The organism is Salegentibacter chungangensis, assembly GCF_042678405.1.
Lineage (GTDB): Bacteria > Bacteroidota > Bacteroidia > Flavobacteriales > Flavobacteriaceae > Salegentibacter_A > Salegentibacter_A chungangensis.
Window position 1 is genome coordinate 2,082,829 of sequence record NZ_JBHTLI010000001.1, and the last position, 25,176, is coordinate 2,108,004.

General features: G+C 41.0%; 25 protein-coding genes and 3 tRNA genes. 20 read left to right on the forward strand and 8 right to left on the reverse strand.

The genetic code is table 11. From position 1 onward, the window contains the following. Position 1 precedes the first annotated feature (1 nt). From ACFQ3Q_RS09465 to ACFQ3Q_RS09480, 4 genes are read right to left on the reverse strand one after another with little or no spacing between them, the layout of a single operon-like run. Positions 2–451 (reverse strand): hypothetical protein, encoded by a 450-nt coding sequence (locus ACFQ3Q_RS09465; RefSeq protein WP_380745145.1) that lies wholly within the window; start codon positions 449–451, stop codon positions 2–4. A 9-nt stretch (positions 452–460) separates the two neighbouring features. After that, positions 461–1,339, reverse strand: a complete 879-nt coding sequence (locus ACFQ3Q_RS09470) for an LpxL/LpxP family acyltransferase (protein WP_380745146.1) — start codon at positions 1,337–1,339, stop codon at positions 461–463. A gap of 1 nt (position 1,340) precedes the next feature. Continuing rightward, on the reverse strand, positions 1,341–2,072 hold the full coding sequence (gene fabG / locus ACFQ3Q_RS09475) for a 3-oxoacyl-ACP reductase FabG (protein ID WP_380745148.1): 732 nt from the start codon (positions 2,070–2,072) through the stop codon (positions 1,341–1,343). Between the two features lie 3 nt (positions 2,073–2,075). After that, entirely contained in the window at positions 2,076–3,614 is a 1,539-nt protein-coding gene (locus ACFQ3Q_RS09480) for an HAL/PAL/TAL family ammonia-lyase (protein WP_380745149.1), read from the reverse strand. 116 nt (positions 3,615–3,730) lie between these two features. Between ACFQ3Q_RS09480 and ACFQ3Q_RS09485 the strand changes: the two genes are divergently transcribed. The 9 genes from ACFQ3Q_RS09485 to mgrA all read left to right on the forward strand — a co-directional run bounded on the left by ACFQ3Q_RS09485 (position 3,731) and on the right by mgrA (position 10,000). After that, entirely contained in the window at positions 3,731–4,951 is a 1,221-nt protein-coding gene (locus ACFQ3Q_RS09485; protein WP_380745151.1) for an NAD(P)/FAD-dependent oxidoreductase, read from the forward strand. 185 nt (positions 4,952–5,136) lie between these two features. Continuing rightward, positions 5,137–5,219 (forward strand) — tRNA-Ser (locus tag ACFQ3Q_RS09490). Positions 5,220–5,249: 30 nt separating this feature from the next. Beyond that, positions 5,250–5,324: transfer RNA gene (locus ACFQ3Q_RS09495), tRNA-Pro, on the forward strand. A gap of 943 nt (positions 5,325–6,267) precedes the next feature. After that, positions 6,268–6,525: a hypothetical protein gene (locus ACFQ3Q_RS09500; RefSeq protein ID WP_380745152.1), complete on the forward strand. Its 258-nt coding sequence runs from the start codon at positions 6,268–6,270 to the stop codon at positions 6,523–6,525. A 161-nt stretch (positions 6,526–6,686) separates the two neighbouring features. Continuing rightward, positions 6,687–6,950, forward strand: coding sequence for a hypothetical protein (locus ACFQ3Q_RS09505; RefSeq protein WP_380745154.1), 264 nt, complete (start codon positions 6,687–6,689; stop codon positions 6,948–6,950). 162 nt (positions 6,951–7,112) lie between these two features. Further along, positions 7,113–7,334 (forward strand): hypothetical protein, encoded by a 222-nt coding sequence (locus tag ACFQ3Q_RS09510; RefSeq protein WP_380745155.1) that lies wholly within the window; start codon positions 7,113–7,115, stop codon positions 7,332–7,334. A 108-nt stretch (positions 7,335–7,442) separates the two neighbouring features. Then, positions 7,443–8,087, forward strand: a complete 645-nt coding sequence (gene deoC, locus ACFQ3Q_RS09515) for a deoxyribose-phosphate aldolase (RefSeq protein WP_380745157.1) — start codon at positions 7,443–7,445, stop codon at positions 8,085–8,087. 5 nt (positions 8,088–8,092) lie between these two features. Then, positions 8,093–8,827 (forward strand): purine-nucleoside phosphorylase, encoded by a 735-nt coding sequence (gene deoD / locus ACFQ3Q_RS09520; RefSeq protein ID WP_380745159.1) that lies wholly within the window; start codon positions 8,093–8,095, stop codon positions 8,825–8,827. A 177-nt stretch (positions 8,828–9,004) separates the two neighbouring features. Further along, the gene (gene mgrA / locus ACFQ3Q_RS09525; RefSeq protein ID WP_380745161.1) at positions 9,005–10,000 is read left to right on the forward strand and encodes an L-glyceraldehyde 3-phosphate reductase; all 996 of its coding nucleotides are present in this window, start codon (positions 9,005–9,007) and stop codon (positions 9,998–10,000) included. Positions 10,001–10,060: 60 nt separating this feature from the next. Here mgrA and ACFQ3Q_RS09530 read toward each other — a convergent pair whose 3' ends face one another. Continuing rightward, complete coding sequence (locus ACFQ3Q_RS09530) at positions 10,061–11,032, reverse strand: type I phosphomannose isomerase catalytic subunit (RefSeq protein WP_380745162.1); 972 nt, start codon at positions 11,030–11,032, stop codon at positions 10,061–10,063. A gap of 266 nt (positions 11,033–11,298) precedes the next feature. On the opposite strand from ACFQ3Q_RS09530, the gene ACFQ3Q_RS09535 reads away from it, so the two are divergent. The 4 genes from ACFQ3Q_RS09535 (at position 11,299) to ACFQ3Q_RS09550 (ending at position 15,492) form a co-directional block, all read left to right on the forward strand. Beyond that, positions 11,299–11,372 (forward strand) — tRNA-Arg (locus ACFQ3Q_RS09535). A 288-nt stretch (positions 11,373–11,660) separates the two neighbouring features. After that, on the forward strand, positions 11,661–13,511 hold the full coding sequence (locus ACFQ3Q_RS09540; RefSeq protein ID WP_380745164.1) for a flavohemoglobin expression-modulating QEGLA motif protein: 1,851 nt from the start codon (positions 11,661–11,663) through the stop codon (positions 13,509–13,511). Next, positions 13,508–14,557, forward strand: a complete 1,050-nt coding sequence (locus tag ACFQ3Q_RS09545; protein WP_380745166.1) for a glutathione synthetase — start codon at positions 13,508–13,510, stop codon at positions 14,555–14,557. Before ACFQ3Q_RS09540 ends, ACFQ3Q_RS09545 begins: the two co-directional genes overlap by 4 nt. An 11-nt stretch (positions 14,558–14,568) precedes the next feature. Then, the gene (locus ACFQ3Q_RS09550; RefSeq protein ID WP_380745167.1) at positions 14,569–15,492 is read left to right on the forward strand and encodes a succinylglutamate desuccinylase/aspartoacylase domain-containing protein; all 924 of its coding nucleotides are present in this window, start codon (positions 14,569–14,571) and stop codon (positions 15,490–15,492) included. 29 nt (positions 15,493–15,521) lie between these two features. Here the strand turns inward: ACFQ3Q_RS09550 and ACFQ3Q_RS09555 are convergent, their stop codons facing one another. Together ACFQ3Q_RS09555 and corA are read right to left on the reverse strand one after the other, a co-directional pair. Then, positions 15,522–16,676, reverse strand: coding sequence for a lactonase family protein (locus tag ACFQ3Q_RS09555; protein ID WP_380745169.1), 1,155 nt, complete (start codon positions 16,674–16,676; stop codon positions 15,522–15,524). 24 nt (positions 16,677–16,700) lie between these two features. Next, entirely contained in the window at positions 16,701–17,783 is a 1,083-nt protein-coding gene (corA, locus tag ACFQ3Q_RS09560; protein ID WP_380745171.1) for a magnesium/cobalt transporter CorA, read from the reverse strand. 148 nt (positions 17,784–17,931) lie between these two features. Here corA and recQ point away from each other — a divergent pair, with 148 nt between their 5' ends. Further along, positions 17,932–20,037, forward strand: a complete 2,106-nt coding sequence (gene recQ / locus ACFQ3Q_RS09565) for a DNA helicase RecQ (RefSeq protein ID WP_380745172.1) — start codon at positions 17,932–17,934, stop codon at positions 20,035–20,037. A 3-nt stretch (positions 20,038–20,040) separates the two neighbouring features. On the opposite strand, the gene truA is transcribed toward recQ, so the two are convergent. Beyond that, complete coding sequence (gene truA, locus ACFQ3Q_RS09570; RefSeq protein ID WP_380745173.1) at positions 20,041–20,835, reverse strand: tRNA pseudouridine(38-40) synthase TruA; 795 nt, start codon at positions 20,833–20,835, stop codon at positions 20,041–20,043. A gap of 261 nt (positions 20,836–21,096) precedes the next feature. On the opposite strand from truA, the gene ACFQ3Q_RS09575 reads away from it, so the two are divergent. The 6 genes from ACFQ3Q_RS09575 to ACFQ3Q_RS09600 are packed head-to-tail and all read left to right on the forward strand — an operon-like array spanning position 21,097 to position 25,156. Beyond that, positions 21,097–22,143 carry a tetratricopeptide repeat protein gene (locus tag ACFQ3Q_RS09575; protein WP_380745175.1) on the forward strand — a complete coding sequence of 349 codons (1,047 nt, stop codon included), beginning with the start codon at positions 21,097–21,099 and terminating at the stop codon, positions 22,141–22,143. 37 nt (positions 22,144–22,180) lie between these two features. Then, on the forward strand, positions 22,181–22,888 hold the full coding sequence (locus ACFQ3Q_RS09580) for a hypothetical protein (protein ID WP_380745177.1): 708 nt from the start codon (positions 22,181–22,183) through the stop codon (positions 22,886–22,888). 26 nt (positions 22,889–22,914) lie between these two features. Next, positions 22,915–23,610: a Bax inhibitor-1/YccA family protein gene (locus tag ACFQ3Q_RS09585; protein WP_380745179.1), complete on the forward strand. Its 696-nt coding sequence runs from the start codon at positions 22,915–22,917 to the stop codon at positions 23,608–23,610. Between the two features lie 19 nt (positions 23,611–23,629). Then, positions 23,630–23,932: a hypothetical protein gene (locus tag ACFQ3Q_RS09590; RefSeq protein WP_380745181.1), complete on the forward strand. Its 303-nt coding sequence runs from the start codon at positions 23,630–23,632 to the stop codon at positions 23,930–23,932. A gap of 11 nt (positions 23,933–23,943) precedes the next feature. Then, a complete protein-coding gene (locus ACFQ3Q_RS09595) occupies positions 23,944–24,450 on the forward strand; it encodes a hypothetical protein (protein WP_380745183.1) in 507 nt (168 codons plus the stop codon). 49 nt (positions 24,451–24,499) lie between these two features. Further along, positions 24,500–25,156 (forward strand): hypothetical protein, encoded by a 657-nt coding sequence (locus ACFQ3Q_RS09600; protein WP_380745184.1) that lies wholly within the window; start codon positions 24,500–24,502, stop codon positions 25,154–25,156. The last annotated feature ends 20 nt before the right edge of the window (positions 25,157–25,176 follow it).

Here is a 25,176-nt window from a genome sequence, read left to right on the forward strand (position 1 = left end):
ACTAATCTACAGTAACGGTTTTCATTTCTGAAGTTGCAAGGGTCTCGCCTTTCTCATTTTCAGTTCTGGCCGAAACCAAAGTTACTTTCATAATTTCGTGAAGGATCTCCACATAGGTCCTTAGCTTGGTACCTGCCTTGGGCAGTGCGATGATCTCTACCGACTTTATAGCTCCTATAAAACCGGTTTTAGGCTTATCAAGTCCTGATATCCGCCCCTGGTACCCCCGGTGAAGGGACATACTTTGTGCCATATGCTCAATGAGCCCGGGCTCACTAAACACTCCATTATCAACCATCATATGATCTTCTGGAATGGTAAATCCCGTTAACCCTGTTAAGTCTGTATATTCGTAAAGGCTGTCTACCATCACAAATGGAGGTTTCTGAGGGATCAATTTTATGATCTCTTCGGGATCAAGAATGGGTTCTTTTAATAGGTTTTCTGCCATAGGCTGGTTTTAGCTGAAATCGTTCCAGTAATCATAATAATTATACCACTGTCTCGGGTATTTTCTCAGCATTTTCTCAAGATTTTCAAGATACGCTTTTAATAATTCTTTTGCAGATATATTCTCTGCCTCAAAAGGCCGGGCATAAAAATGATAATGAAAATTCTTTTCCCGCATAAGATGCACGAAGAGCACCGGGATCTCATTTCGGGCAGCCAGTTTAAAAGGTCCCTGCGGGAATTTCACCTTTTCCCCAAGAAATATTTCAGAATAGGTCTTTACTCCCTTAAGATACCTGTCGGCCGCGAAAACCAGTAATTCATTATTCTGAAGAGCCCTGTTCATTTCGAAAATATGGGAAAGGTCCTTTTTCATAACAATGGTCCTCACTTTTGCTTTTCCCGTAACCGAGTCCAGATAAGACTTGATCTGTTCGTGTTCAAAATCGGTGATCACAAGGTTCACCACGGCATCACTGTGCTTTTCCTCAAAGAAATGCCTGGCAAGATTAAAATTCCCGATATGTGCAGTAAGCAGGATCCCTCCTCTCTTCTTTTCCAACAGTGCATCTATATATTCCATCCCGTCAAACTCAAAAGTGTACTTATCTTTCATTCCCGAAGTGATCGCAACCCGGTCCAGCTGGATCCTTCCGAAGGTGAAATAACTCCTGTACACATTCCAGGCGGCATTAAGCCTTGAATATCCAAGTCGCTTTCTAAACAGGTAATAGGTACTCTTTGTTGAAGTGAAGGCAAATAATAAGAAATAGGCTGCAACAAAAACCAGGACAAAATATGCCGGGTAGAGCCCGAACTTTTTTATGATATAAACATAGATCCGGAACCCCAGCACAGTACCTCGGGATTGTCCTTTCCAGTTCGCCATTTTAAGAGTATAATCCGCCATTGATATTAATCACTTCTCCGGTAATATACGCTGCCTTTTTTGAAGCCAGGAAAGTTACTAGTTCTGCCACTTCCTCAGCTTCCCCAAACCTGTTGAGGGGAATTAGTTTTTTAAGTTCCTTTTCATCAAATTCTGCAGTCATATCAGAGCTTATAAATCCGGGAGCGACGGCATTCACCGTGACCTTTCTCTTCCCTATCTCCTGGGCAAGCGCCTTGGTTGCGGAAATAACGGCTCCCTTGGCCGCCGAATAATTCACCTGCCCGGGATTCCCTTTTAATCCTGAAAGGGAAACAATATTGATGATCCTGCCATATCTTTTGCTTAGCATATCCTTCAATAATGGCTGGGTAACATTGTAAAACCCATTAAGACTAGTGTTGATCACCGAATTCCATTCCTCAGGTTTCATCCACATAAACAACCCGTCTCTGGTGATGCCTGCATTGTTCACAATAACTTCTATTGCCGCATCAGGATGTTCTGCCGTCCAGCTTTCAAGAATATTTTTGCTTTTTTCAGTATCTCCAACATCAAACTGAAGTAACTCACAATTAAGTCCGGACTCCTTGATCAAGGCCAGGGTCTCTTCCGCAGCACTTGTATTGGAATTATAATTCAGCAGGATATTATAATTAAGCTCATTTGCCAGCTTAAGCGCAATTGCCCTTCCTATTCCGCGGGAAGCCCCCGTAACTAAAGCATACTTCATAATCTAGTTTTTATAGGCGTCGTTCTTCTTCAAAAACTGTTTTACAGATTCAATATGAGGATACATCGCAATATCTTCAGAAAATTCAGGGATTATCTTATTGAACAGCTCCAGTTTAGACCGGGTTTCTGAAGAAAGACTTTCATTAATATCCAGGTATCGAAGGGCCTGGATAATCGTTATCAGTTCCACCGAAAGCACTTCAAAGGAATTATCTATAACGGTTTTGGTCATATTCGCAGCATTAGTCCCCATATTCACAATGTCCTGATTATCGTTATTGTTGGGAATGCTGTGAATATACATAGAACCGGAAAGTCCCTGGTTTTCCGCTGTAGTTGAGACAGCAGTAAACTGTGACCCCTGCATCCCGAAATTCAGACCTAATTTGCCCAAATTTACGAAAGGAGGCAGAATATCATTAAGCTTAGAGTTAAGCAGGTAATTAAGCTGGCGTTCTGCAAGCATTGAAAGTTTGGTAATAACCAGTTTGAGTTTATCCATTTCGAGAGCCACATAATCTCCGTGAAAATTCCCTCCGTGATAAACGTGTTTGGTTTTGGTGTCTATAATAGGATTATCATTTGCTGAATTCACCTCCTCGATCAGGATCCTGGCCGTATTTTCTATAGTATCCTGTACAGGGCCCAGGATCTGAGGTACACAACGCAGGCTGTAATACTCCTGCACTTTCTCTTTGAAATAGGTGTTCTTATCGGCATTTTCGGTATAAAGATGCTCATTACGGTCTCGGGTAAGTTTACTGTCATTCAGATGCTCGCGCATTCTCTTCGCGACCTTTTGCTGACCTCTGTGCAATTTGGACGCATTCAGTTCAACCGAAAGATGATCGTCATAAGCCTGAACTATCTCATTAATGGCTGAAGAGCAGAATACCGACCAGTCCAAAAGTCTCTGTGCGTAGATCACATTAACGATCCCGATCCCCGTCATTGCTGAAGTTCCGTTCATAAGAGCAAGGCCTTCCCGTAATTCAATTTTGATAGGCTCTATTTTTTCCTCGCTGAAAACTTCCGCGGTCCTTCTCCTTTCATTCTTATAAAAAACCTCCCCTTCCCCTATTAACACCAGGGCTAAATGCGCTAATTGTACCAGGTCTCCTGAAGCACCAACCCCACCGTGATCAAAAATAAGCGGTGTGATCTCCTTATTGAGCAGTTGCTTCATCACTTTCACCAGGGAAGTGTGAACGCCGGATTTCCCCAAGGAAAGTGTATTGAGTCTTGCAAGCATCAATGCTTTTACATACAGCGGTTCCATTGGTTTGCCGCTGCCGGAAGCGTGACTTCTTATCAGGTTATATTGAAGCTGAATCCGGTCTTTATCTTTTATCTTATACTGGGCCATTGGCCCAAAGCCGGTGTTCACTCCATAAATGATCTTGTTTTGAGAAAATTCTTTCAGAAAGCTGAAGCTCTCTTCCATTTCCAAAAGGATTTCTTCATTAAGCTCAATTTGGCTATTTTCGAACAATACCCTGAAAAAGTCTTCCAGGTTCAGGCTTTTTTTAAGTTGGAGCATAATAAGTTTAGAACTCTTAGTGAGGTAGTACCCAGGTTAACTCCTGCCAAATGTACTATATTTACCCGCTAATTAAAACTGAACCCCAGGATAAAGACTAAGATTTTCCAGTGCTTATGAAGAAAAGAAGTGTTGATATTTTGATAATCGGGGCCGGTCCGTCGGGAATGGTCTCTGCGGGATATCTTAATAAACAAGGAATTAGCATTCTTGTCGTTGAAAAAAGCAGCTTTCCGAGGTTTAGCATTGGCGAAAGTCTCATCCCGAGATGTATGGATAATTTTGAGGAGGCAGGTCTGCTGAATCCGCTTAAAAATGCCGGGTTTCAGAAGAAATATGGGGCAAGATTCATCAAGAACGGGAGAGTAAGAGAATTTGATTTCAGCAATAAGTATGGAAACGGATGGGACTGGACCTGGCAGGTGCCAAGAGCTGAATTCGACAATATTCTTGCGAAAGAAAATCAGCGAAAAGGGGTAGAAATACTCTTTGAAACCGAGGTTACCAGTGTTGAATTCCAAGGGAACAAGTCTGTTTCAAGGATAAAGGATAAGAAGGGGAAGATTCAGGAGATTCAAGCCGGGTTTATAATTGATTCCAGTGGGAATGGAAGGGTACTTGCCAAACAGCTGGGGCTTGAAGCCAAACCTGGAATTTCAGCACATTCTTCGATCTTCACTCATATTTCAGAAACCATGCGGCCGGAAGGAAAGGAAGGTGAACTTATAAGTTTTGAGGTTTTAGACACCCGAACCTGGTTCTGGTATATTCCATTTTCAAACGGCAATTCCAGTCTTGGTTTTGTAGGACCAAATGAATGGTTCGATAAGTATGGTACGAATACTACCGAAACGTTTTATCAAATGTTAGGACAAACCAGGTATTACGAGAAACGTTTCAATGATTATGATTTTCTTTTTCAACCTGTAAGACTTAAGAACATTGCCAAAGCTGTCACCAGATTATATGGAAACGGATACGCCATCACAGGGAATAGTGCAGAGTTTCTTGACCCCATATTTTCCTCAGGTGTGGCCTTCGCCACAGAATCGGGATTATTGGCTGCAAAGCTTGCATTAAGAGAGTTAAATGAAGAAACAGTAAACTGGGAAACGGAATATACAGATTACCTAAAAAGAGGGATAGCTGTGTTCTCTTCATATGTCAGGGAGTGGTATAATGGTAATTTGCAACGCATCTTTTTTTATTCTGATCCGAATCCGGAGATCGAAAGGCAAATTTGTTCTGTACTTGCGGGATACGTGTGGAATGAAACCAATCCTTTTGTGAAAAAGCACCAACGGATCATAGGAAATGTAGCCAATCTCATCAAATAAGCAGGCCAGCCTAAAAAAAAGGAAATATTTTCTTTAAAGATAATTTTCTGAAGGCAAAGCTTTTAAAGGATTCACGGGATTTTAATGACCTGGAATAGCAGAAAAAACAAATAAAAGGCTTGCAGAGTTTATAAGTAAAAGTTACATTTGCAACCGCAAAAATGATTGCGAAGTTCATTACAAACGGAGAGGTGGCAGAGTGGTAATGCAGCAGCCTGCTAAGCTGTCATCCTTCTTGGATGCCCGGGTTCGAATCCCGGTCTCTCCGCTGAATCACTTTTAAGTGAAACCATTTTTTCGGGGTGTAGCGTAGCCCGGTTATCGCGCCTGCTTTGGGAGCAGGAGGCCGCAGGTTCGAATCCTGCCACCCCGACGCAAATAAAGCCTTGAACAAAAGTTCGAGGCTTTTTTGTTTTTAATAATCAGCGATGCTTTTAAAGAGCACAAACTCTTTAAAATTTCATAACTAACCAATGCTGATTCCTTTAGCCCCTTATTGGTAGATCGCAATATAAGTGATTAAAAGAACGCTAATAATAAAAATTACGGCGCGTATATAATCTTCTCTTCTGGATTGAGATTCCATAGTCTTCCGCATTTATGATGAGTGAAAACACAATTTTAACTACTGATAAATCAGCTCTAAATCCGGGGGTATATTTTGTTAGGGATAGGTGTGACCAGCTTCAGTATATAGGGATAAGTGTACTGATTACCAGTTAAATATAAATAATTTATCAAAAGTAAATTGACTTGATTTGTTAAAATATTAAAAATTGTTGAACAGATCCTTTTATGTAGAATTTAATCCTCAACAAAGGATTAGATGTAACCACTTTCCACAACTTCCCGTTTAAAAGGCTCTTTGAAGCCTTTATTTTTGAAAAGGCCCGTTTATTGCAGTTCATCGATGAAAGCTAACCATTGAACAAAATTGAAGCTTATGCGGACCTACCGGAATATCGTTCTTTTCGTTTTTATAATATCCTATTTGTTCACTATTTTTTCCATGTTAGGTTTGTTTGGATCTGATGGTCTTTACTTTTACTTCTTCTTTATAGGAAGTGCTTTCCTGATCCTTTACTTTTTTCTGGTGGTTAGAAGCCTCTTCCTCAAAAGAAACAATATCGATTTTGAAGAATCTTAAGCTATGTAACAGTACAAAACCGGGCTGGCTTCCAACCCATTAAAGCAGATTAACGATTTTTCACCGCATTTCACAGAACTTTTCTGATATTCAGAAGCTTATATCATTTTAAAGTTTATTTTTAACCACCCGATCTTCCTAAACCACCTACATCAAAAATCTATTTTTGATGGTTCACCATTCTGAAGCTTTAGTTAGTCGTGCTGAGCAGAAGCATATACACGAGCTAAAATTAAAACTTGATAATCTTTATGCCAGCGGGCAGATCTTTCAGGTCTCACTAAAAACACTGGAACTAAGCCGCAGGTTCCAAAAGCTCTATACAAAGTTCGGGGAAGCTGAAGACTTCAGTCGTGCTGAACTTTGCAACCTCTTATCCATAGCTAAATACCTTGAAGAAAACCTTCATCAGGATGGAATGTATTAATGGTGAAAACACCTAATTTCCCCCAGCTTTATAGGCTCACTCCTTTGTATTTTTTCAGAATTAATTCTCTACATTTATTAATTGAACTTCATTTCAGGTCTTTAAAGCCTGTATAATTATCCCCCCTTTAGTCAGATATTAATAATATTAAACCCGGTATTATGGCAGTAGCAATATTATCACACAAAGTAAAGGATTATAAGAACTGGAAACCTTTTTATGAAAAGGATGTAAAAAGGCGTGAAAGCGCGGGTATTCAGGAAATATTTGTAGGACAGCAAAAAGAAGATCCCAATAATGTGTACATGATCTGGAGGATTGGTGACCCTGGCAAAATTCAAAAAATGCTGGATGACCCTGAACTAAAAAAGGTAATGGATGAGGCAGGCGTTCAAAGCAGGCCCCAGGTAACCATTATTGAATAACCGGAAGCTATGAAATAACCCAGTTATTAGTCCCGCCAGCAGCTCTCAACATCGGGAAGTAATTTACAATCCTGAAGTTTTTCTGAAATTAACCTTACAGGTTTTAGCTAAGCTTTAAGATAGGGATATAGAATAATTCCTTATTTTAAAGAAACTGGAAAAATGAAGAATATTGCTTTCATATTACTCTGGATTACAACGGCTGTTTTGGTTGCAGTCACCATTATGTCTGCTTTAAACCTGGCATTCCCAATTATATTCTATCTTACCTGTATAGGCCAGGGGCTTTTGGTTTTCACCGTTTATAAAATACTTACAGACAAATATAAAACAGATAAAAAATTCAAGGATTGGTATGAAGACCATCCTATGAAAAATGATTAAATCCCAGCTTATGCATTTTTATTCAGGAAATGCCCTTATGCTGATGAAGGTCATAATTGGTAACGCGAGGATTATGTACTTTTGTTCAAGCCTATTTAATCAAAAATTATGGAGTTAAATAAATATATAGATCATACTCTTTTAAAAGCAACTACCACCCCTAAAGAAATCAAGAAATTATGCTCTGAAGCCAAAGAGCATAATTTTTTTGCCGTTTGTGTAAACAGTTGTTATGTAAAATTAGCTAAAGACGAACTTAAAGATTCCGAAGTAAAAATCGCTTCAGTTATTGGCTTTCCACTTGGTGCTATGAGTACACCGGCAAAAGTTGCAGAAGCCAGGCAATGTATTGAAGACGGCGCAGATGAGATCGATATGGTGATAAATATCGGTAAGCTCAAGGCCGGACTTTATAAGGAAGTGGAAAGGGAAATTTCACAGATCAAAAAAGCGATAGGAGATGCAGTACTTAAGGTAATAATTGAAACCTGTTATCTTACGGACGATGAAAAGGTTGTTGCTTCAAAAGCCTCCCTGAATGCAGGGGCCGACTTTGTGAAAACATCCACAGGTTTTGGAACGGCCGGAGCGACCTATTCAGACATTAGCCTAATGAAGAATACGGTAGAAGATAAAATGAGCATCAAAGCTTCAGGCGGAATAAAAGACCGTAAAACAGCAGAGCGTTATATTGAATTAGGTGCTAACAGGCTCGGAACCTCTTCAGGGATTAAGATCGTAACATCAAACTAGAATAAATGAGTGTACATATAGAAGCCGAAAAAGGCCAGATTGCAGAAACCGTATTGCTCCCGGGAGATCCTTTAAGGGCTAAATGGATTGCAGAAAGTTTCCTTGAAAATGCAGAATGTTATAACAAGGTCCGCGGTATGTATGGGTATACCGGTACATATAAAGGGCAGAAAGTTTCGGTTCAGGGAACAGGGATGGGAATCCCCTCGGCCCTCATCTATATTCACGAACTTATAAACGATTACGGCGTAAAAAACCTGATCAGGGTCGGTTCGGCCGGTTCCTACAGGCCGGAAGTGGAACTTCGTGATGTGGTCCTTGCAATGGCAGCCTCTTCTACTTCGGGAATTAACAACTCCAGGTTCTTTCAGGCAAACTATGCTCCTACTGCCAATTTCGAGCTGTTTATGAAAGCTTCCAACTATGCCAGGGAAAACAATATCCCAATAAAAGCAGGGAATGTGCTTTCCTCTGATGAGTTTTACGAAGATGACCCTCAGGCTTATAAAAAATGGGCTGAATTCGGGGTCTTATGTGTAGAAATGGAAACAGCGGGACTATATACAATTGCAGCAAAATATAATGTAAATGCCCTTAGTATACTTACTGTTTCAGATTCGCTTGTAACAGGAGATCATCTTCCTGCTGAAGAAAGAGAAACCGGCTTCACTAATATGGTGGAGGTTGCTCTTAGCACACTTAGTACAGAGCCTAAATTATCTCAAAAAGCCAGGATCTAAAACTCACTTTCAGTTTATAACAAACCGGAAACGGGATGTTTTTACGCTAAACATAGGCCTTGATACATATCTGTTTTTTGAGGATGTTCGGAAGTATTGGGGAGCACTCAGGTTTAAAAACTTACTTATAGCTTTAAATTTTAGTAGCTTGCTGAATCAAACCTCAAAACTATTATTATGAAGGCATATACGGCCAATACAGAACGTTATGAAAAAATGGAATATCGGCGCTGCGGCAGAAGCGGCATCAAATTACCTTTAATCTCGCTCGGATTATGGCATAACTTCGGTGATAATGATGACTATGCCAATGCACGTGGGATATTAAGAACGGCATTTGATAACGGCATAACACATTTTGACCTAGCCAATAATTACGGACCTCCATACGGTTCTGCAGAAAAGAACTTCGGTAAAATATTTAAAGAAGATTTTGCAAGATACAGGGATGAGCTTATCATTTCTACTAAGGCCGGCTGGGATATGTGGCCCGGCCCTTACGGCAATTTTGGTTCAAGAAAATATCTAATTGCCAGCCTTGACCAGTCGTTAAAAAGAATGGGGCTTGACTATGTAGATATTTTCTATCATCATCGTCCCGACCCTGAAACACCCCTTGAAGAAACTATGGGAGCGCTGGACCAGATCGTAAGGCAGGGAAAAGCGCTTTATGTGGGCATCTCCCAATATTCAGCTGAAGATACCGCTAAAGCGGCAGAGATCCTTAGAAATCAGGGTACGCCATTTCTTCTACATCAGCCCCGCTATAATATGATGGACCGCTGGGTTGAAGACGGCTTACTGGACACCCTTCAAAAAGTAGGCTTGGGCAGTATTGTTTTTTCACCTTTGGAACAGGGAATTCTAAGCTCTAAATACCTAAACGGAATACCTGAGGATTCCAGGGCTGCTACCGAAGGAAGTTATCTTGACAAATCACAGATCACAGAGAAAGTGGTCCGGCAGGTTCAGCATTTAAATGAAATTGCCAAGTCAAGAGGGCAAAGCCTGGCCCAAATGGCTATCGCCTGGTTATTAAAAGATAAGAGAGTAAGTTCCGTTTTAGTTGGCGTCAGCAGGCCTGCACAGTTAAAAGATAATATTGGAGCTATCCAAAATCTGGATTTTCGTCAAGAAGAACTTGATAAAATTGAAGGCATTCTTAAGTCCTGAATAAAAATAAAGAAGCCCGGAATTGATCCGGGCTTCTTTATTTTTTGATTGAATTAAAGGTTATTCAATATAAACCTCAAGCAATTCACAATTCTCGCTTTTTATCTGGACTTTCTTATTCTTAGCAGGAATCAGCATACTATGCCCGTGTTCTAAAGTCTCTGTAATCCCGTTCATTCTTATCTCTGCATTCCCTGAAACACTCATATAGATCACAAAAGAATCTATATCGCTGTAATCTCTGGTAACTCTTCCGCTTACCGGAAGATAATTGGTCGTAAAATACTTGCAGCTTGCAATATTGGAAGCTGTGTTCTTCCTTTTCTCATATTCCAGCTTATAATCGTCCTTCTTTTCAAAATCTATGGCATCTATAGCCAAGGCGGTATGTAATTCTCTGGAATTACCATCGGCATCTTTTCGATCCCAGTCGTAGATCCTGTAAGTAATATCTGAAGTTTGCTGAATTTCAGCGAGTAAGACCCCTGCTCCTATCGCGTGTACTTTCCCGGTATTTATAAAGAAACTGTCTCCTTTGTCTACAGATTCAAAATTCAGAATATCTACTAATTCTCCGGCTTCAAGACGATCTATATATTCCTTCTCGGTAAGGCTTTTCTTAAATCCGATATTGATATTTGCATCCTCATCGGCCTGCATAACATACCACATTTCCGTCTTCCCGAAAGAATTATGTCGCTGTTTGGCCAGTTCATCATCCGGATGCAGCTGTACAGACAGTGCTGTTTTAGCGTCTATGAATTTTATGAGCAGCGGGAAATTGGCTCCGAATTCCTGATATACCTTTTCTCCCAACAACTTATCCTTATAGAGTTCTATAAGTTCATTGAGGTTCTTGCCTTTAAGGCTTCCGTTCACAACTTCTGAAATATTCCCGGGAACTCCCGAGATCTCCCAGCTCTCTCCCAGGTTATCCTGGTCAGAGTTCTTATGTAAGATTTCAGATAATTTATTTCCTCCCCATATTTTTTCTTTTAATATGGGTTTGAATTTTAAAGGGTAATCGAGCATTTTAAAAAATAATATTGATTAGGTAGTTTTTTTCCCGACGTAAAGATACTCATTTAAGCCCTTGGAAAAAAGCAAAGAAGTGATGACTTTTAATCGGTATTAGTCTGGAAATCTAGTATTTTAGGTTTAAGTATGAATTTTCACCCCTAAAATTCACCGGGTATCGGAAACAGCACGGAATTACAGAAAAATAAAATTGATTTATTTTTTCCATAAAAAAGCCTTGTTTTATTTCAAAAGTGGTTTATATTTGCAACCGCAAAAACGGTCGCGTAGCTCAGCTGGATAGAGCACCTGCCTTCTAAGCAGGCGGTCCCAGGTTCGAATCCTGGCGCGATCACAGAAAGCCTTCCAATATGGAAGGCTTTTTTGTTTTCATTCCAGGTTTCCCCGGCATTTTTTATAATCTTAAAATTGCTTCGGGACTTACACCACATTACCTAAAACATTATTAATTGTTGGACCGGCTTTCTTAAATAAAAGTCAAAGTAGTCCGAATCTTCCCTCTGCCTCCCTTTTCTTTCTAACTTTAAGTTATATCAGTTGCTATAAAGAACCTCAAATTCACTGGTTCTCAGTACTGATCCCTTAAAATTTTATAACAAAGACAAACAGAAGTTCAAGAAGAATGCTGGAGTTATCGGAATTATCTGAAAAATCGATTAAGCAAATCTTAACAAACCTTGAAGAAAATAAAGAGGTAAGCAGCAGTCTGCCCGGCGGAGGGATGTTACATATAGAAAAGAACCTGCCTTACCTTGTTCTGTACCGCCGCAGGGATAATGATCGCGGCACCGCAAGGCTGGTAATAAGTGAAGCCTCCTATCTTGTAATTGGAGATAAGGATTTTGAGGGCTATAAAAAACTTGTCTTTGCCCTGGCTGACCATCTGTCTACCGAATATAAGTCCTACATGTTGTTGGAGTTATATGCCGGAGATGAGAACAGCGATACCTTCTGGATTAAGGGGCCGGCATCTAAGCTCCCTACCACCTTTAACATACTCAAAGAAGAGCTGAACAACATAAACCAGATTTTTTCCGGGCTTTATCTAAAAGCAGACATCAAAGACACCCCAAACCGTCAAAAAGAAGGGGAAAAAGCTTTAATGGAAGTTGAACAAGCGAAACAATCGGGTGCCGTGGTTGTTGGTTTGGAAATACCGCCAATATTCCGTGACGATACCGGACAACTCTATCCAGTGTTTTTCAGAAGCTTCAGAGATTATCTAATTCGTGTGATCCATAAATCATTATACGATTTTATAAGGGTACAGACCTCTGCCGGTGTTGCCAGTTATCATGCTCTGGGCAGAAAATACCTAAAGGATAAGGTGTTCGAGATCGATAAGGAACTATCAGATATAGAAAGTTCTTATTCCTTTCTATGGCTGGTCTCCCCGGCCAATATCTACGAGATGAAAACCACTTTCCTGGAAAGTAAATACCAGAAATTACTGGATTATCACTACCGTCTGTTACCCATTGACCCCGATGTGCTCAAACGCCGACTTTTCAATCTCAAGATCGAAGAAATAGATGATCCTGCAATGTCTCATTTATTCAGGGAAAAGCGAGAGGAACTGGATCAGCAGATCACCATGCTAAGTGAACGCGGGTCGCGTAACTTCTTTTACAACAGTATGCGGCTTTATAAAGGGGTGGAAAAACCTTTATGTGAGGCAGCCGATAATATATTAAGCGAAATTCCGGAGGAAGATGAGAGCAATCCTGCTGAACTTATAGATTCCAAGGCCTTTAGTAGCATGGCACGGCGGGAGTTCGATTATTTCAGGGAACAGGATGAAAATTTTAAATGCAAGGTTCATATCCGAAAGGATGTGAATATAATGATGGTCTCCAATGGAGAGCTTTTTATTCCTGAAGACTATAAAATGAATAAGACCGAAGCTGAAGCGCTTATTCAACACGAAGTAGGAACACACGTGCTCACCTACTATAATGGAAGTCAGCAACCGCTTACCCAGTTAAAAGTTGGACTTGCAGATTATGACCCTCTCCAGGAAGGCCTTGCCGTAATGTCTGAATACCTTGTAGGCGGACTTACTGCGAACAGGTTAAGAACCCTTGCAGGAAGGGTCATCGCCGGTCACGCTCTTATGGAAGGTGGCGATTTTCAGCAAATATTCAGGTTGTTGAGCATTGAATACGGTTTTTCTCCTGAACGTGCTTTCAATATCACCTCCAGAATTATGCAGGGCGGCGGATTTCTTAAGGACATTATCTATTTAAAAGGTCTTGTTCAGCTTAGGGAATATCTTATGGAAGGTGGCGAATATGAACCGCTCCTTGCCGGGAAATTTGCATTACAGCACACAGGGATCATCCGGGAACTTACCGATAGAAAAGTATTAAAAACAGGGGCTTTAAGGCCCAGCTATTTATTAACCGAAAACGTAACCAATAAATTAAACCTAATCAGGGAAGGCTTACCCCTTTCAAAAATGATACGCCAATGAAAATATGTTTTGTATTAAATGATATAGCCATAGAAAAGGCCGGAACCTCAGTAGCCTTAATGACCACCGCACACGCGCGGGGTCACGAAGTTTTTGTAATGAGCGTTGGAGATTTTAATTTTCATCACGATGCTCCTATTAGCATTAACAGTACACGGGTTCCAAAATCGACAAAAACCAAATCTCCTAAAAAATTCCTTGAAGCATTACAGGGAAGCAAAGCAAGAAAAAAGAAAATAGAAGCCACCAGTCTGGATGTTCTGTTTATCAGAAATAACCCAACCGAAGAAGCTTCGGGCAGGCAGTGGGCAGAACAAGCCGGAGTTGCCTTTGGCCGAATGATGCAGCAACAGGGAGTACTCGTATTGAATGATGCCTATGCCCTGTCGCACGCATTTATCGATAAGCTTTATTTTGAGGAGTTGCCGCAATCTATTAAACCCGACTCCATAATTACCAGAAGTAAGGAAGACATCCTTGAGTTCTGGGAAAAGATGGATAAGAAAATGGTTTTGAAACCGCTTGAAGGATCTGGAGGTCAGGATGTATTCCTTATCGACGAACACGAAAAGAATGTGAACCAGATCATTGAGACCATTAGCTCTAAGGGTTATGTGATCGCACAGGAATTTTTGCCTGCCGTGAAAGATGGTGATGTGAGAGTTCTGCTAATGAACGGACGTATTATGGAAAAAGACGGCAAACAAGCCATTATCCGAAGAGTTAGTGGTGAGGGCGAATTCAGAAGTAATTTTGCATTGGGAGCCACTGCAGACAGCAGTGAATTAACTCCGGAAATGCAACGTATCGTAGATCTCACAGCCCCTAAGTTGATCCGTGACGGCCTTTTCTTTGTTGGTCTGGATATCGTGAAAGATAAGCTTATCGAAATAAATGTTTTAAGTCCGGGCGGGATGGAACATTTTAAAGATATAGGTCTGCCTGATTTTACCTCCACGGTAATAAAGGCAATCGAAAGAAAAGTTGAATATAAGAATGAATACGGCGGGCAGTTGTCCAATCGTGTTCTTGCAACAATGGACTAAAATTTTTAGTTATGAGCAATCAGACAGATAAACAGATACCGAGAATCATTGGTAAATATACCAGTGGAAATAAGGGCCCATTACTCTTTGTTACCGCGGGAATCCACGGAAATGAGCCAAGCGGTCTCAAAGCTCTTGAAAGGGTGTTTTCTGAACTTGAGAGAACCAAACCTGAAATAAATGGTACTATCCTGGGAGTTTCCGGAAATAAGGAAGCCCTGAATAGGAATGTTCGCTATATAGATGAAGACCTTAACCGAACCTGGACCGAAGAGAACATAAAGCAAAAGAAATCCGAAACCCACGAGCAAAAGGAGATGTGGGAAATAATTGAGGTGCTTAAAGAATATTCCGAAGAAGACTTCACGAAGCGGTATTTTATAGATTGCCACACTACTTCTTCAGACAGTCTGCCTTACGTTTCGGTTCAGGAGGTGAATGATAATGATAAATGGGCACACCGCTTCCCTACTTATATTGTTCGGGGATTCAGTGATATAATTACCGGAGATTGCGATCATTACCTTAGCCGCATCGGGATGACAGGTTTTGTATTTGAAGCAGGGCAACACGAGAGCGAAAGCTCGGTAGAAAACCACGAAGGAGTGATCTGGCTTGCCCTAAAGGAAGGTTTAGGCCTGGATATTGAACAGCTCTCTACCTATCCTGAATGTGTGACCCGGTTTTCTGAAAAGAACGCGCCAACACAACGCACTTTTGAGATAGAGTACCGTCACGGACTTAAGGACAATGGTGAATTTAAAATGGAGCCCGGGTTCCAGAATTTCCAGGAGATCAAAAAAGGAGAGCTGCTGGCGATGCAGAATGGCGAAGAGCTTCGAAGCAGATGGAATGCCAGAATATTTATGCCCCTGTATCAGTCACAGGGCAATGATGGTTTTTTCGTCATTAAAGAAGTAGAAGCAGGATCATAAATAAAAAAGGGAGCAATTGCTCCCTTTTTTTATTCAAATTCTATACACACCGGTGTTTTGACTTTTACAGGTTCATCTAGTACCCTTAATGTACCATTGGAATTATCGATTTTATAAGTCGTAATATTTCCGGAATCCTGGTTTGCGGCATATAAATAATTCCCGTCAGGTGAAATTGCAAAGTTTCTTGGTGCTTTTCCTTTTGTTGAATTATACTCCAGAGCCCTTAATTTACCTGAATTCTTTTCAACCGAAAAAGAAGCTATACTGTTATGCCCCCTGTTAGAAACATAAAGATATTTCCCTGAGGGATGTAAATGAATGTCGGCCGCTGCGCTTTCTCCGGAAAAATCTGCGGGTAAAGAAGAGATGTTCTGGATAATTTCAAGCCCTCCATTTTCCCTGATCTTATAAACCGTAACCGAATTATTCAGCTCATTTATGGAATAGGCATACTCATTATTCTTACCAAAGCTGAAGTGCCTTGGCCCGGCTCCTTCTTCCAGTTCAACGAATTTCTGCTTGTGTGGCACCAGTTTATTTTTTTTTTCATCCAGATCAAAGATCCAGATCTTATCACTCCCAAGGTCTGCGACATAAGCCTGCTTGTTATTGGAGGAAACACTTACCGAATGTGCGTGTGAATTATCTCCTTCAAGGCTTATCTTTTGCAGTGTTTTGAGGCTGCCATCATCCTTTCTTTCATACATCATTACCACTCCCCCAACATAATTGGAAACAAAAATATATTTTCCGGTTTTATCTATTCCTATATGGCAGGGCGCAAAGGCACCTGTGGGAAGTTTACTGAGTTCCTTAAGCGAATTATCTTCGGCAATGCTAAATGAATAAATAAATCCGCTTTCAGCATCTCCCGGACCTAATTCACTCACTGCATACAGGTTCTTATTATCAGGTGAGACTTTTACAAATGAGGGATTAACAACTTCCGCCACCGTTCGCAGAATTTTAAGGGCCCCGGTTTCAGAATTTTGCTGCATCAGGTAAATTCCTTCTGCCTTTCCGTCTACGTGGCCTTCTTTCTTAGTATAGGTGCCAATATAGACCGCCTTTGTCCCAATTTCTTTTCCTGATTCTGATCTTTTTGTTTTCTGGCCACAGGAAACAATGCTGCTTAGAACAAGGGCGCCAATTATTGAAATGCTGAGTTTAGGAAATTTCATTTAAAGGTTTTTGTTGAAATAAATTTAGAGCCACTTCTTTCGTTTAAAATAGTATAACATTAGAAGGAATATGATGATCATAACACCCCAAAGCACAAAGTAACTGTATCTCCATTGCAATTCAGGAATGTACTCAAAATTCATCCCGTAGATTCCCGCAATAAAAGTTAACGGAATAAAAATGGAAGCCATAATCGTAAGTACTTTCATCACCTCATTCATCTTATTGCTGATGGTGGTCATATACATATCCATAAGCCCCCAGATCATTTCCCTATAGACATCAATATTTTCAGAGATCTGAATTATATGATCGTAAAGGTCACGAATATAACTGTTGGTCCTTTCCTGTACCAGCGGATGCTCCATCTTATCCAAACGGTTCACCACTTCCCTTAATGGGAATACCGCTCTTCTTATCCTTAATATCGTACGCTTAAGTTCCTGGATCTCAAAGGTGATATCATCATCTGGCTGCGAGGTAAAAAGCTGTTCTTCCAGGAGCTCTATCTTATCGCTTATCTCATCGATCACAAGAAAATAATTATCTATTATGGCATCCAGTAAGGCATACATCAGGTAATCTGCACCATTGGTCCTTATCCTCCCTTTACCCCTCGCGATACGTTCCCTGACCCCGTTAAACACATCGCCATCAGATTCCTGGAAGGTGAGCACATAATCTTTTCCAAGGACCAGGCTTATATGTTCATTCTCCAGCTCCCCGTTATTTTTATGGTAAAGCATTTTGGCTACTATAAAAAGATAGTCCTGGTATTCATCAATTTTAGGTCGCTGGTTGGTATTTACAATGTCTTCCAGGATAAGCGGATGCAATTCATAATATTGCCCCAGTTTCTCGATTTCCGAAGTATTGGAAAGTCCGTCAATATTGACCCAGGTGATATTATTTTCCTCTTCAAATCTAAAGGCATCTTCAGGGCTTTTTGAGGTATAATGCTCATAATTCTCCGCATTATAATCTATTACCTCCAGCTTGGTTTCGCTGGCTTCCTTGTGGCCTACATAAGTCACGGTTCCCGGAGCCTGATTGAGGGCTTTGGCAGATTTTGCCCTTTTTCGGGAATACCTTTTGCGTTTCGCCATAGAGTGAAATTTTTATAAAAGTAATAATTATCGTTAAACGTAACTCAAATGCGGCTTATAAAGTTAACTGCGGGAGATTTGCCGGGTTTCTTTTTCTAATACTTCCGCGGGCTTCAGATTCTCTATTCTAAACCCTATTTTTGCCGCTATGGAAGAAGCGAAAGTTTTAAGCACCCTTAAGGAATATTTTGGTTACGATAAGTTCAGACCTCTTCAGCAGAAGATCATAAATTCTGTTTTTGAAGGCAGAGACAATCTCGTAATTATGCCTACCGGTGGAGGTAAATCTATCTGCTATCAGCTTCCGGCTATCCTTCTTCCACAGGTCACCCTGGTGATCTCTCCGCTTATCGCTTTAATGAAAGACCAGGTAGACGGCCTTACCGCTAACGGTGTCCCGGCGGCATACCTTAACAGCAGCCAGGCAGTAGCAGATCAGGAAGCCATATTTCAGAAGATCGAAAAGAACGAACTTAAACTTCTATATGTAGCTCCTGAAAGCCTGCAGGTTATCGACAGGTTTCTTAGCGATGGCCTGGTGAGCCTTATTGCGATAGATGAAGCGCACTGCATTTCCAACTGGGGTCACGATTTTCGTCCGGCCTATACCCAGCTAGGCTATTTGAAGAACCGCTTCCCTTCCACTCCAATGATCGCCTTAACGGCTACGGCAGATAAAGCGACCAGGACCGATATTCTGAAACAGCTCAATATTCCAAAAGCGGAGAAACACATCGCTTCTTTTGACCGAAAGAACCTTAGCCTGGAAGTACGGCCGGGCATCAAAAGGTTCGAGCAGATCGCGAATTTCGTTGGCCAGCGAAAAAATGAAAGCGGCATCATTTATTGCCTAAGCCGAAAGACCACCGAAGAACTCGCGGCAAAACTGAAGGCTAAATCCTTTAAAGCTGAGGCCTATCACGCCGGGTTAAGCCACGATGAACGTATCAGGATTCAGGACGATTTTATAAACGACCATAGCCATATTATTTGCGCTACCATTGCCTTTGGGATGGGAATCGATAAATCGAATATCCGCTGGGTGATCCATTATAATATGCCCAAGAATATGGAGGGGTATTACCAGGAAATAGGGCGTGCGGGAAGAGACGGGCTACCTTCTGACACCCTGTTGTTTCACAGTTATGCCGATGTGGTTCAGCTGCAGAAATTTGCTTCAAATGCCGCCAATGAAGAGGTGCAGCTGGCAAAACTTGACCGGATGAAGCAATACTCTGAAGCTTTATCCTGCCGGAGAAAGATCCTTTTGAACTATTTCGGGGAATTAAAACAGGAAGACTGCGGGAACTGTGATATCTGTAAAAATCCGCCTAAGTTCTTCAACGGAACCACCATCGCTCAAAAAGCCCTTTCCTGCATTTACAGGTTAAAAGGCGCTGAACCTATCACCACGGTGATCGATGTGCTGCGCGGTTCTCATAACGAAGCCGTCCTGAGCAGGAACTATCAGAACCTGAAAACCTATGCTGTGGGTAGTGATATTTCGTGGCATAACTGGCAGCAGTATATCATTCAGCTTATCAATCTTGGCTATGTGGAAATAGCTTTTCATAAAAAGAACCATCTTCAGCTTACTCCCCTTGCAAAAAATGTACTTTTTGAAGGTGAAAAGGTACAGCTTGCCAATGTCCCTGACCGTAAGGCTATCCAGGAACAGGCTGAAAAGAAAGCCGCCAGGACCAACAGCTCCCTGTTCGAAAAACTTCGTCAGTTAAGGCTGAAGATCGCCCGGGAAGAAGATATTCCGGCTTATCTCATCTTTAATGACGCCACGCTTAAAGAAATGGAAAAAGAACGGCCAATGAGCGATGAGGAATTTATGCAGGTAAACGGGGTGGGCCGGCAAAAAATGCAGGATTACGGCTATCGCTTTATCAAGGAGATCATTGCATTCAGTAAGGAGAAAAGGGAAAAGAAAGGGGCTAAAAAAGGAAAGACCTATAAAGTTACGGGTGAGCTGTACAAGGAAGGGCTAAGTGTGGAAGAAATATCTGTAAAACGCAAACTCGCACCCACCACAATTTTCTCTCACCTGGTAAAACTCTACGATGACGGGGAAGATATAGATCTCAGTAAGTTCGTGCCAGACTCAGATCTGCAAGCGGTAAAAAACGCCAAAGCCGAACTAAATGAACCGGGATCATTAAAAACTTATTATCTACATTTTGAGGAAGCAATAGATTATCAGACCATAAAACTTGCTCTTAAGATCCTGGAGAAAAAAGAAGCTTAAAATTTATAAATCCTGAAGTCCCAGTTTGTTAAGGATCAGGCCTGAGGCAGGCACTATATAATCCATCTGGTATTCCCGGTTTTCGGGATTCAGGCTTTTTTCGATATCCTTAAGGCTTAACTCGCCTTTTCCTACCTGAATAAGCGCTCCCATCATCAGTCTTACCTGGTGCCTTAAGAAGCCTTCGCCGTGTACGTGAAAGACATAGCTTTTCTCCGGGAAAAAACTGGCCGTTATCTCAGTATTTTCAATGATCTCAGATTTTGCGATCTCCCTTTCGAATTTACTTTTATCAGATACCCGTACGCAGTAATTAATGAAATTGTGGCTGCCTTCAAAGAGTTTGGCGGCTTCCTTCATTTTTTCGATATCCAGATCGAACATAAAATTAGCCATCATCGGCGCGCAAAAAGGATGGTTCTTTTCTCCATAAGAAAAAAGATAGGCATACTCCTTAACCTTTGGATGCTGAATAATATTGAACGCGGCGTCCACTTCCTGAATAGAGGTTGCCCTGATGTCCTGGGGCAGATTAAGGTTGAAGGTTTTAAGGAATTCCTCCGGATCTTCCAGAGGTTCGTGATCCTTAAAAAGTTCGAAGGCAGATTCCTGAGCAGATACCATTGCATCGGTACGGCTGGTCCCCAGGATCTTGATCTTGGCATCGGGCATCACCCAACGAAAGGTTTTAGTGATAAGCCCTTCAACGGTTTTTACATCCGGTTGTTTCTGCCACCCGTGTAAACGGTAGCCCAGGTATTGAATCTTAATCAGGTAGAAATAGCGTTTGCGCTGCAAGAGTTTCAGTTTAAGGGCAAAGTTAAGAATTGACTGTGAACAACCTAAGTTATTTCAGGCATTAGATTTTCTTAAAAAAGAATTAAAAATCCGCAATAAACTGACCTTTTCAACAGCTTTATGTTAAAAAGTTAATTGGTTTTTCTTAATTAAATCATAATAAGTTTATATTTTAGCATCTCCCTACCTTATTAAAATTAGACATCAGTCTTCTCGAATTCCTCCCTACGGGTCTTTAGAAGTCTAAGCCCCTTTATTCTGATGAAACAGCAGTTTTTAAACCTGGCCTTCATTCTGGCCATTTCCGTGGCTTTTGGCCAAACAACAGTAGATAGCATTGTTAACAAGGGAATTGAATTTCACGACACGGGAGATTATCAATCAGCGATCGAAACCTACAAGAAGGCCCTGGAGATTGAACCGAATTCCAGCCTTGTGCACACCGAACTGGCAATGACCTATATGTACAACCAGGACTATGAAAATGCAATTAAGCATTCCGATCTTGTATTTGAACAGAACGGGGATCATTTGCTTCCCGCCTATATCACCAAAGCTTCTTCTCTGGACTATTTGGGAAAACCTGATGAAGCCATTTCTTTATTTCAGGAAGGCATAGAAAAATTCGGGGATCATTTCCTTCTTTTATATAATCTTGCCTACACCTACTACGAACAGGAAGAGTACGAAAAAGCGATTCCGATCCTGAAAAGGGGAATTGCCAGTAACCCGGACCATTCCAGCAGCCATTTTCTTCTTGGGGAAATAATGAGTCTTCTTAACCGCAATGCTGAAAGCGTACTGAACCTTCACTACTTTCTGTTTCTCGAACCCAATACTGACCGCTCGGTTACCGCATTCAATATGCTTTTAAACAAGTACGGGGCAAATGTCAGCCAGGATGAAGAAAAAGAGAACCAGATCAATATTTCATTGGATCCGGAGCAGTCTTCAGGTGAATTCGGGCCGGCCAACATGATGCTTTCTATGCTTGGAGCAACCAACATGATTGAAAAGAAAGAAGGCAAATCTGAAATGGAATTATTTATCAGTAATACCGAAAGTGTCTTCAAGATCTTAGGAGAATTAAAAGATGATAATGAAAATTCAGGCCTTTACTGGGACTTCTATATTCCTTTCTTCCACGACCTGGCCAAGTCTGAACATTTGGAAACTTACTGCTATTACATCAGTCTTTCGGTTAACGATAAATCTCCGGAATGGTTGAATGAAAACTCAGAAAAAACCGAGGCTTTTGGTGACTGGCTGCAAGGCTTGAATACCGAAAATCAAGAAACTCAGAACTAAGCTTTCTCCGGGCTGTTTCAAAATAAATTCAAAGAAAATGTTCGAGACCATTATCACACCAAAATCTAAACTTATTTCCGGTTGGGCCTTAGGCTTACTGATTTCAATACTCCTGGCTTCATCGCCTGTAAGTGCACAGGTGATGCTAAATGACAGCCTGAGTATAAAGCTGAAAAAGGCAAAGGATATGTCTGACACCTTTAATCTAAGAAGCACCACAAAGCTTAAAAGTGATCAATTGACAAAGATCTTTGTTCGCTGCAAGGTGGATCCCCTGAACGATCAGCCTTTTGATGTCAACGCCTTTTCGGTGCTGGATACCGTCAACAAGGTCCGGTACAGGATGATCTCTTATCATGACTATAAAAATTTGATGGTCTTCAGAACGGGTGTTGCGAAATCCTATTTAAAGACTGAGATCCTTAACAAAAACGGGAAACCTGTATACGGGCTGCCTGATTATGATCCTGAGGTCTATGATAGTTTTGAGGATTATAATTTTGAAGGATACACCAATATCCAGATTCCTGTAAACTTCACCAAAGTGGTTCACGGTCATTTTGCAGGAAAACCATTATCTGACAAGGCAGAATTAAGCCTGATCTATTATAGCCCTACCGAGCTAAACCGATTTACGGCAGATATGGAATACTCAGTAATAATTTCAGCGAAAGAGCCTGTACTGGAGCTTTACTACGGAAAGAACAAGGTTTCGGAGTTGGATATAGAATTCAAAGGGAAATAAAATAAGACTAACCCAATTCGTTCAATATGGAATCAAAACCTCTAATTTCAGAAAGCATAAAGGCTGATGTTGCCGGATTTATTAACAAAGTGTACAACTGGATGGCTTTGGCCCTGCTCATTACGGGGCTGGTAGCCTGGACCGTTGCCTCCACCCCGGAAATGGCATATGCCATTGTCAGCAACCAAATCCTATTTTTTGGATTGCTTATCGCCGAGGTGCTTTTGGTAGGATATATAAGCGGAGCCATTAACAAACTAAGCTCGCAAACGGCTATTCTCCTATTCCTCCTGTATTCGGCCCTGAACGGCCTTACGCTGTCAGTGATCTTTCTTGCGTATACGGCAGGATCCATAGCCACCACCTTCTTTATATGCGCGGGGACATTTACCATTATGAGCATTTATGGCTACACCACCAAAACCGACCTTACCCGGCTTGGAAACCTGGCTTTTATGGCACTTATAGGCCTGATCATAGCCTCCATAGTCAACTTCTTTCTAAAAAGTGAAATGCTTTACTGGATAGTCACTTATGTAGGGGTATTGATCTTTGTTGGGTTGGTAGCCTACGACACGCAAAAGATCAAAAGAATTGGGGAAGCCGGTTTTGAAGCTGAAGAACAGGAACAGAAAAGTGCCGTTCTGGGAGCTTTAAGCCTTTACCTGGACTTTATCAACCTATTCCTGTTTCTCCTAAGAATCTTCGGAAGAAGAAAGTAACCAAGCTAAAACTAAAATTATGAAAAAAATAAAACGCTTCGGCGTGATCCAAACCGCGAAAACAGTTTCTCTTATCTACTTCTTGGTAATGGCAATCTTTATGATTCCCATCGGGATCATTTCCCTGGTAGCAGGCGGGTTTGGTGGTCACGACCTGCCATTTTTCCCTTTTGCCGGCGGTATATTCTTCTTTATCGCTCCCTTTATTTACGCTCTTATCAGTTTTATAATGGTGAGTATAGGATGCCTGATATACAATCTCGTGGCCGATTATACCGGCGGAATAGCTGTAGAGATCCAGACAGAAGAAAAAGAATTTTAAAAACCGGAATTATGGAAAACAACATCTGCCCGGCTTGTAAGGCCACACAAATTGAAACGAGAGACACCTGCGGAAATTGCGAGTATCCTTTTAAAGGAACCGAAGAAGAGCGATCCCTTCATATAGGAAAGTTCATTTCCAGAAAATCTATTATTGATACTTCAGAAACCGCGATAAAGAGAAGCCGGAATATTCTTTTTGTTTTAGCCGGTTTAAATATGCTTTTCATTCTTATTAATGTGAGCGATCCCCAATTTATGGTGATAGACATCATCCTTAATTTTATTCTCGGACTTGCCTTTTTGATCTTCGGATTTCTGATCCCAAAAAGCCCGGTGGTATTCACCATAATCCCCTTGATTTTACTCCTTTTGGTCTATTTGCTGAATGCTCTTATAGACCCTGAGACCCTGGCCTCGGGATTCATTATGAAGCTAGCCATTATTGGAACACTCGGTTACGGGGTATACATCAATATTAAGTCTGAAAAATTTAAAAAGAGATACAACACCGTATAATAGGAAAGACTGAAGGCCTAATTTTAATTTAACACCTAACAACATCTAAATGAGAAAATTCAAATTTACACTAGCCATTTTAAGTGGAATCCTTTTAAGCAGTTGCGCTTCCAGCTATCAAAAGATAAAACCCGAATCTTTGAGCTATAATTCAAACCATCTTGAAAATGGCGTGACAATGGAGTACAAATACGATCTATTGGAAAAAAAATATGCCAAAAAGGAAGATAAGAAAGATATAAGACTCATAGCTGTGAAGATCACCAATAACGGAAAAGAAGACCTTCGTTTCGGAAGCGATATGAATATAGCCTATGAGAACGGAAGTAAAATTGTACAAATGGAAACAAAGAAAGTTTTTAGCAAGTTAAAACAACAGCCTGTCTATTATCTGTTGTACTTATTGCTAACCCCAATGCAGGTGACTTCTACAAGTACAACAAACTCTACGGTGACCTCCAATAGTTTCCCTGCCGGACTTATAGTTGGACCCGGACTTGCAGGCGGTAATTTGCTAGGGGCGTCTATGGCCAACAAAAACTTCAAAAAGGAGCTTATGCAATATGACATAACAGGAAAAGTAATAAAGCCCGGTGAAACTATTTATGGGTTGGTTGGCGTAAGAGCCGACAACTACGATGCTCTGCGAATTCAGTTCGAAAAGAAAGCTGAGAAGGAAGAGCAGGGAAATATAGTGGCACAATAAATTACTAACCGGACCACGGA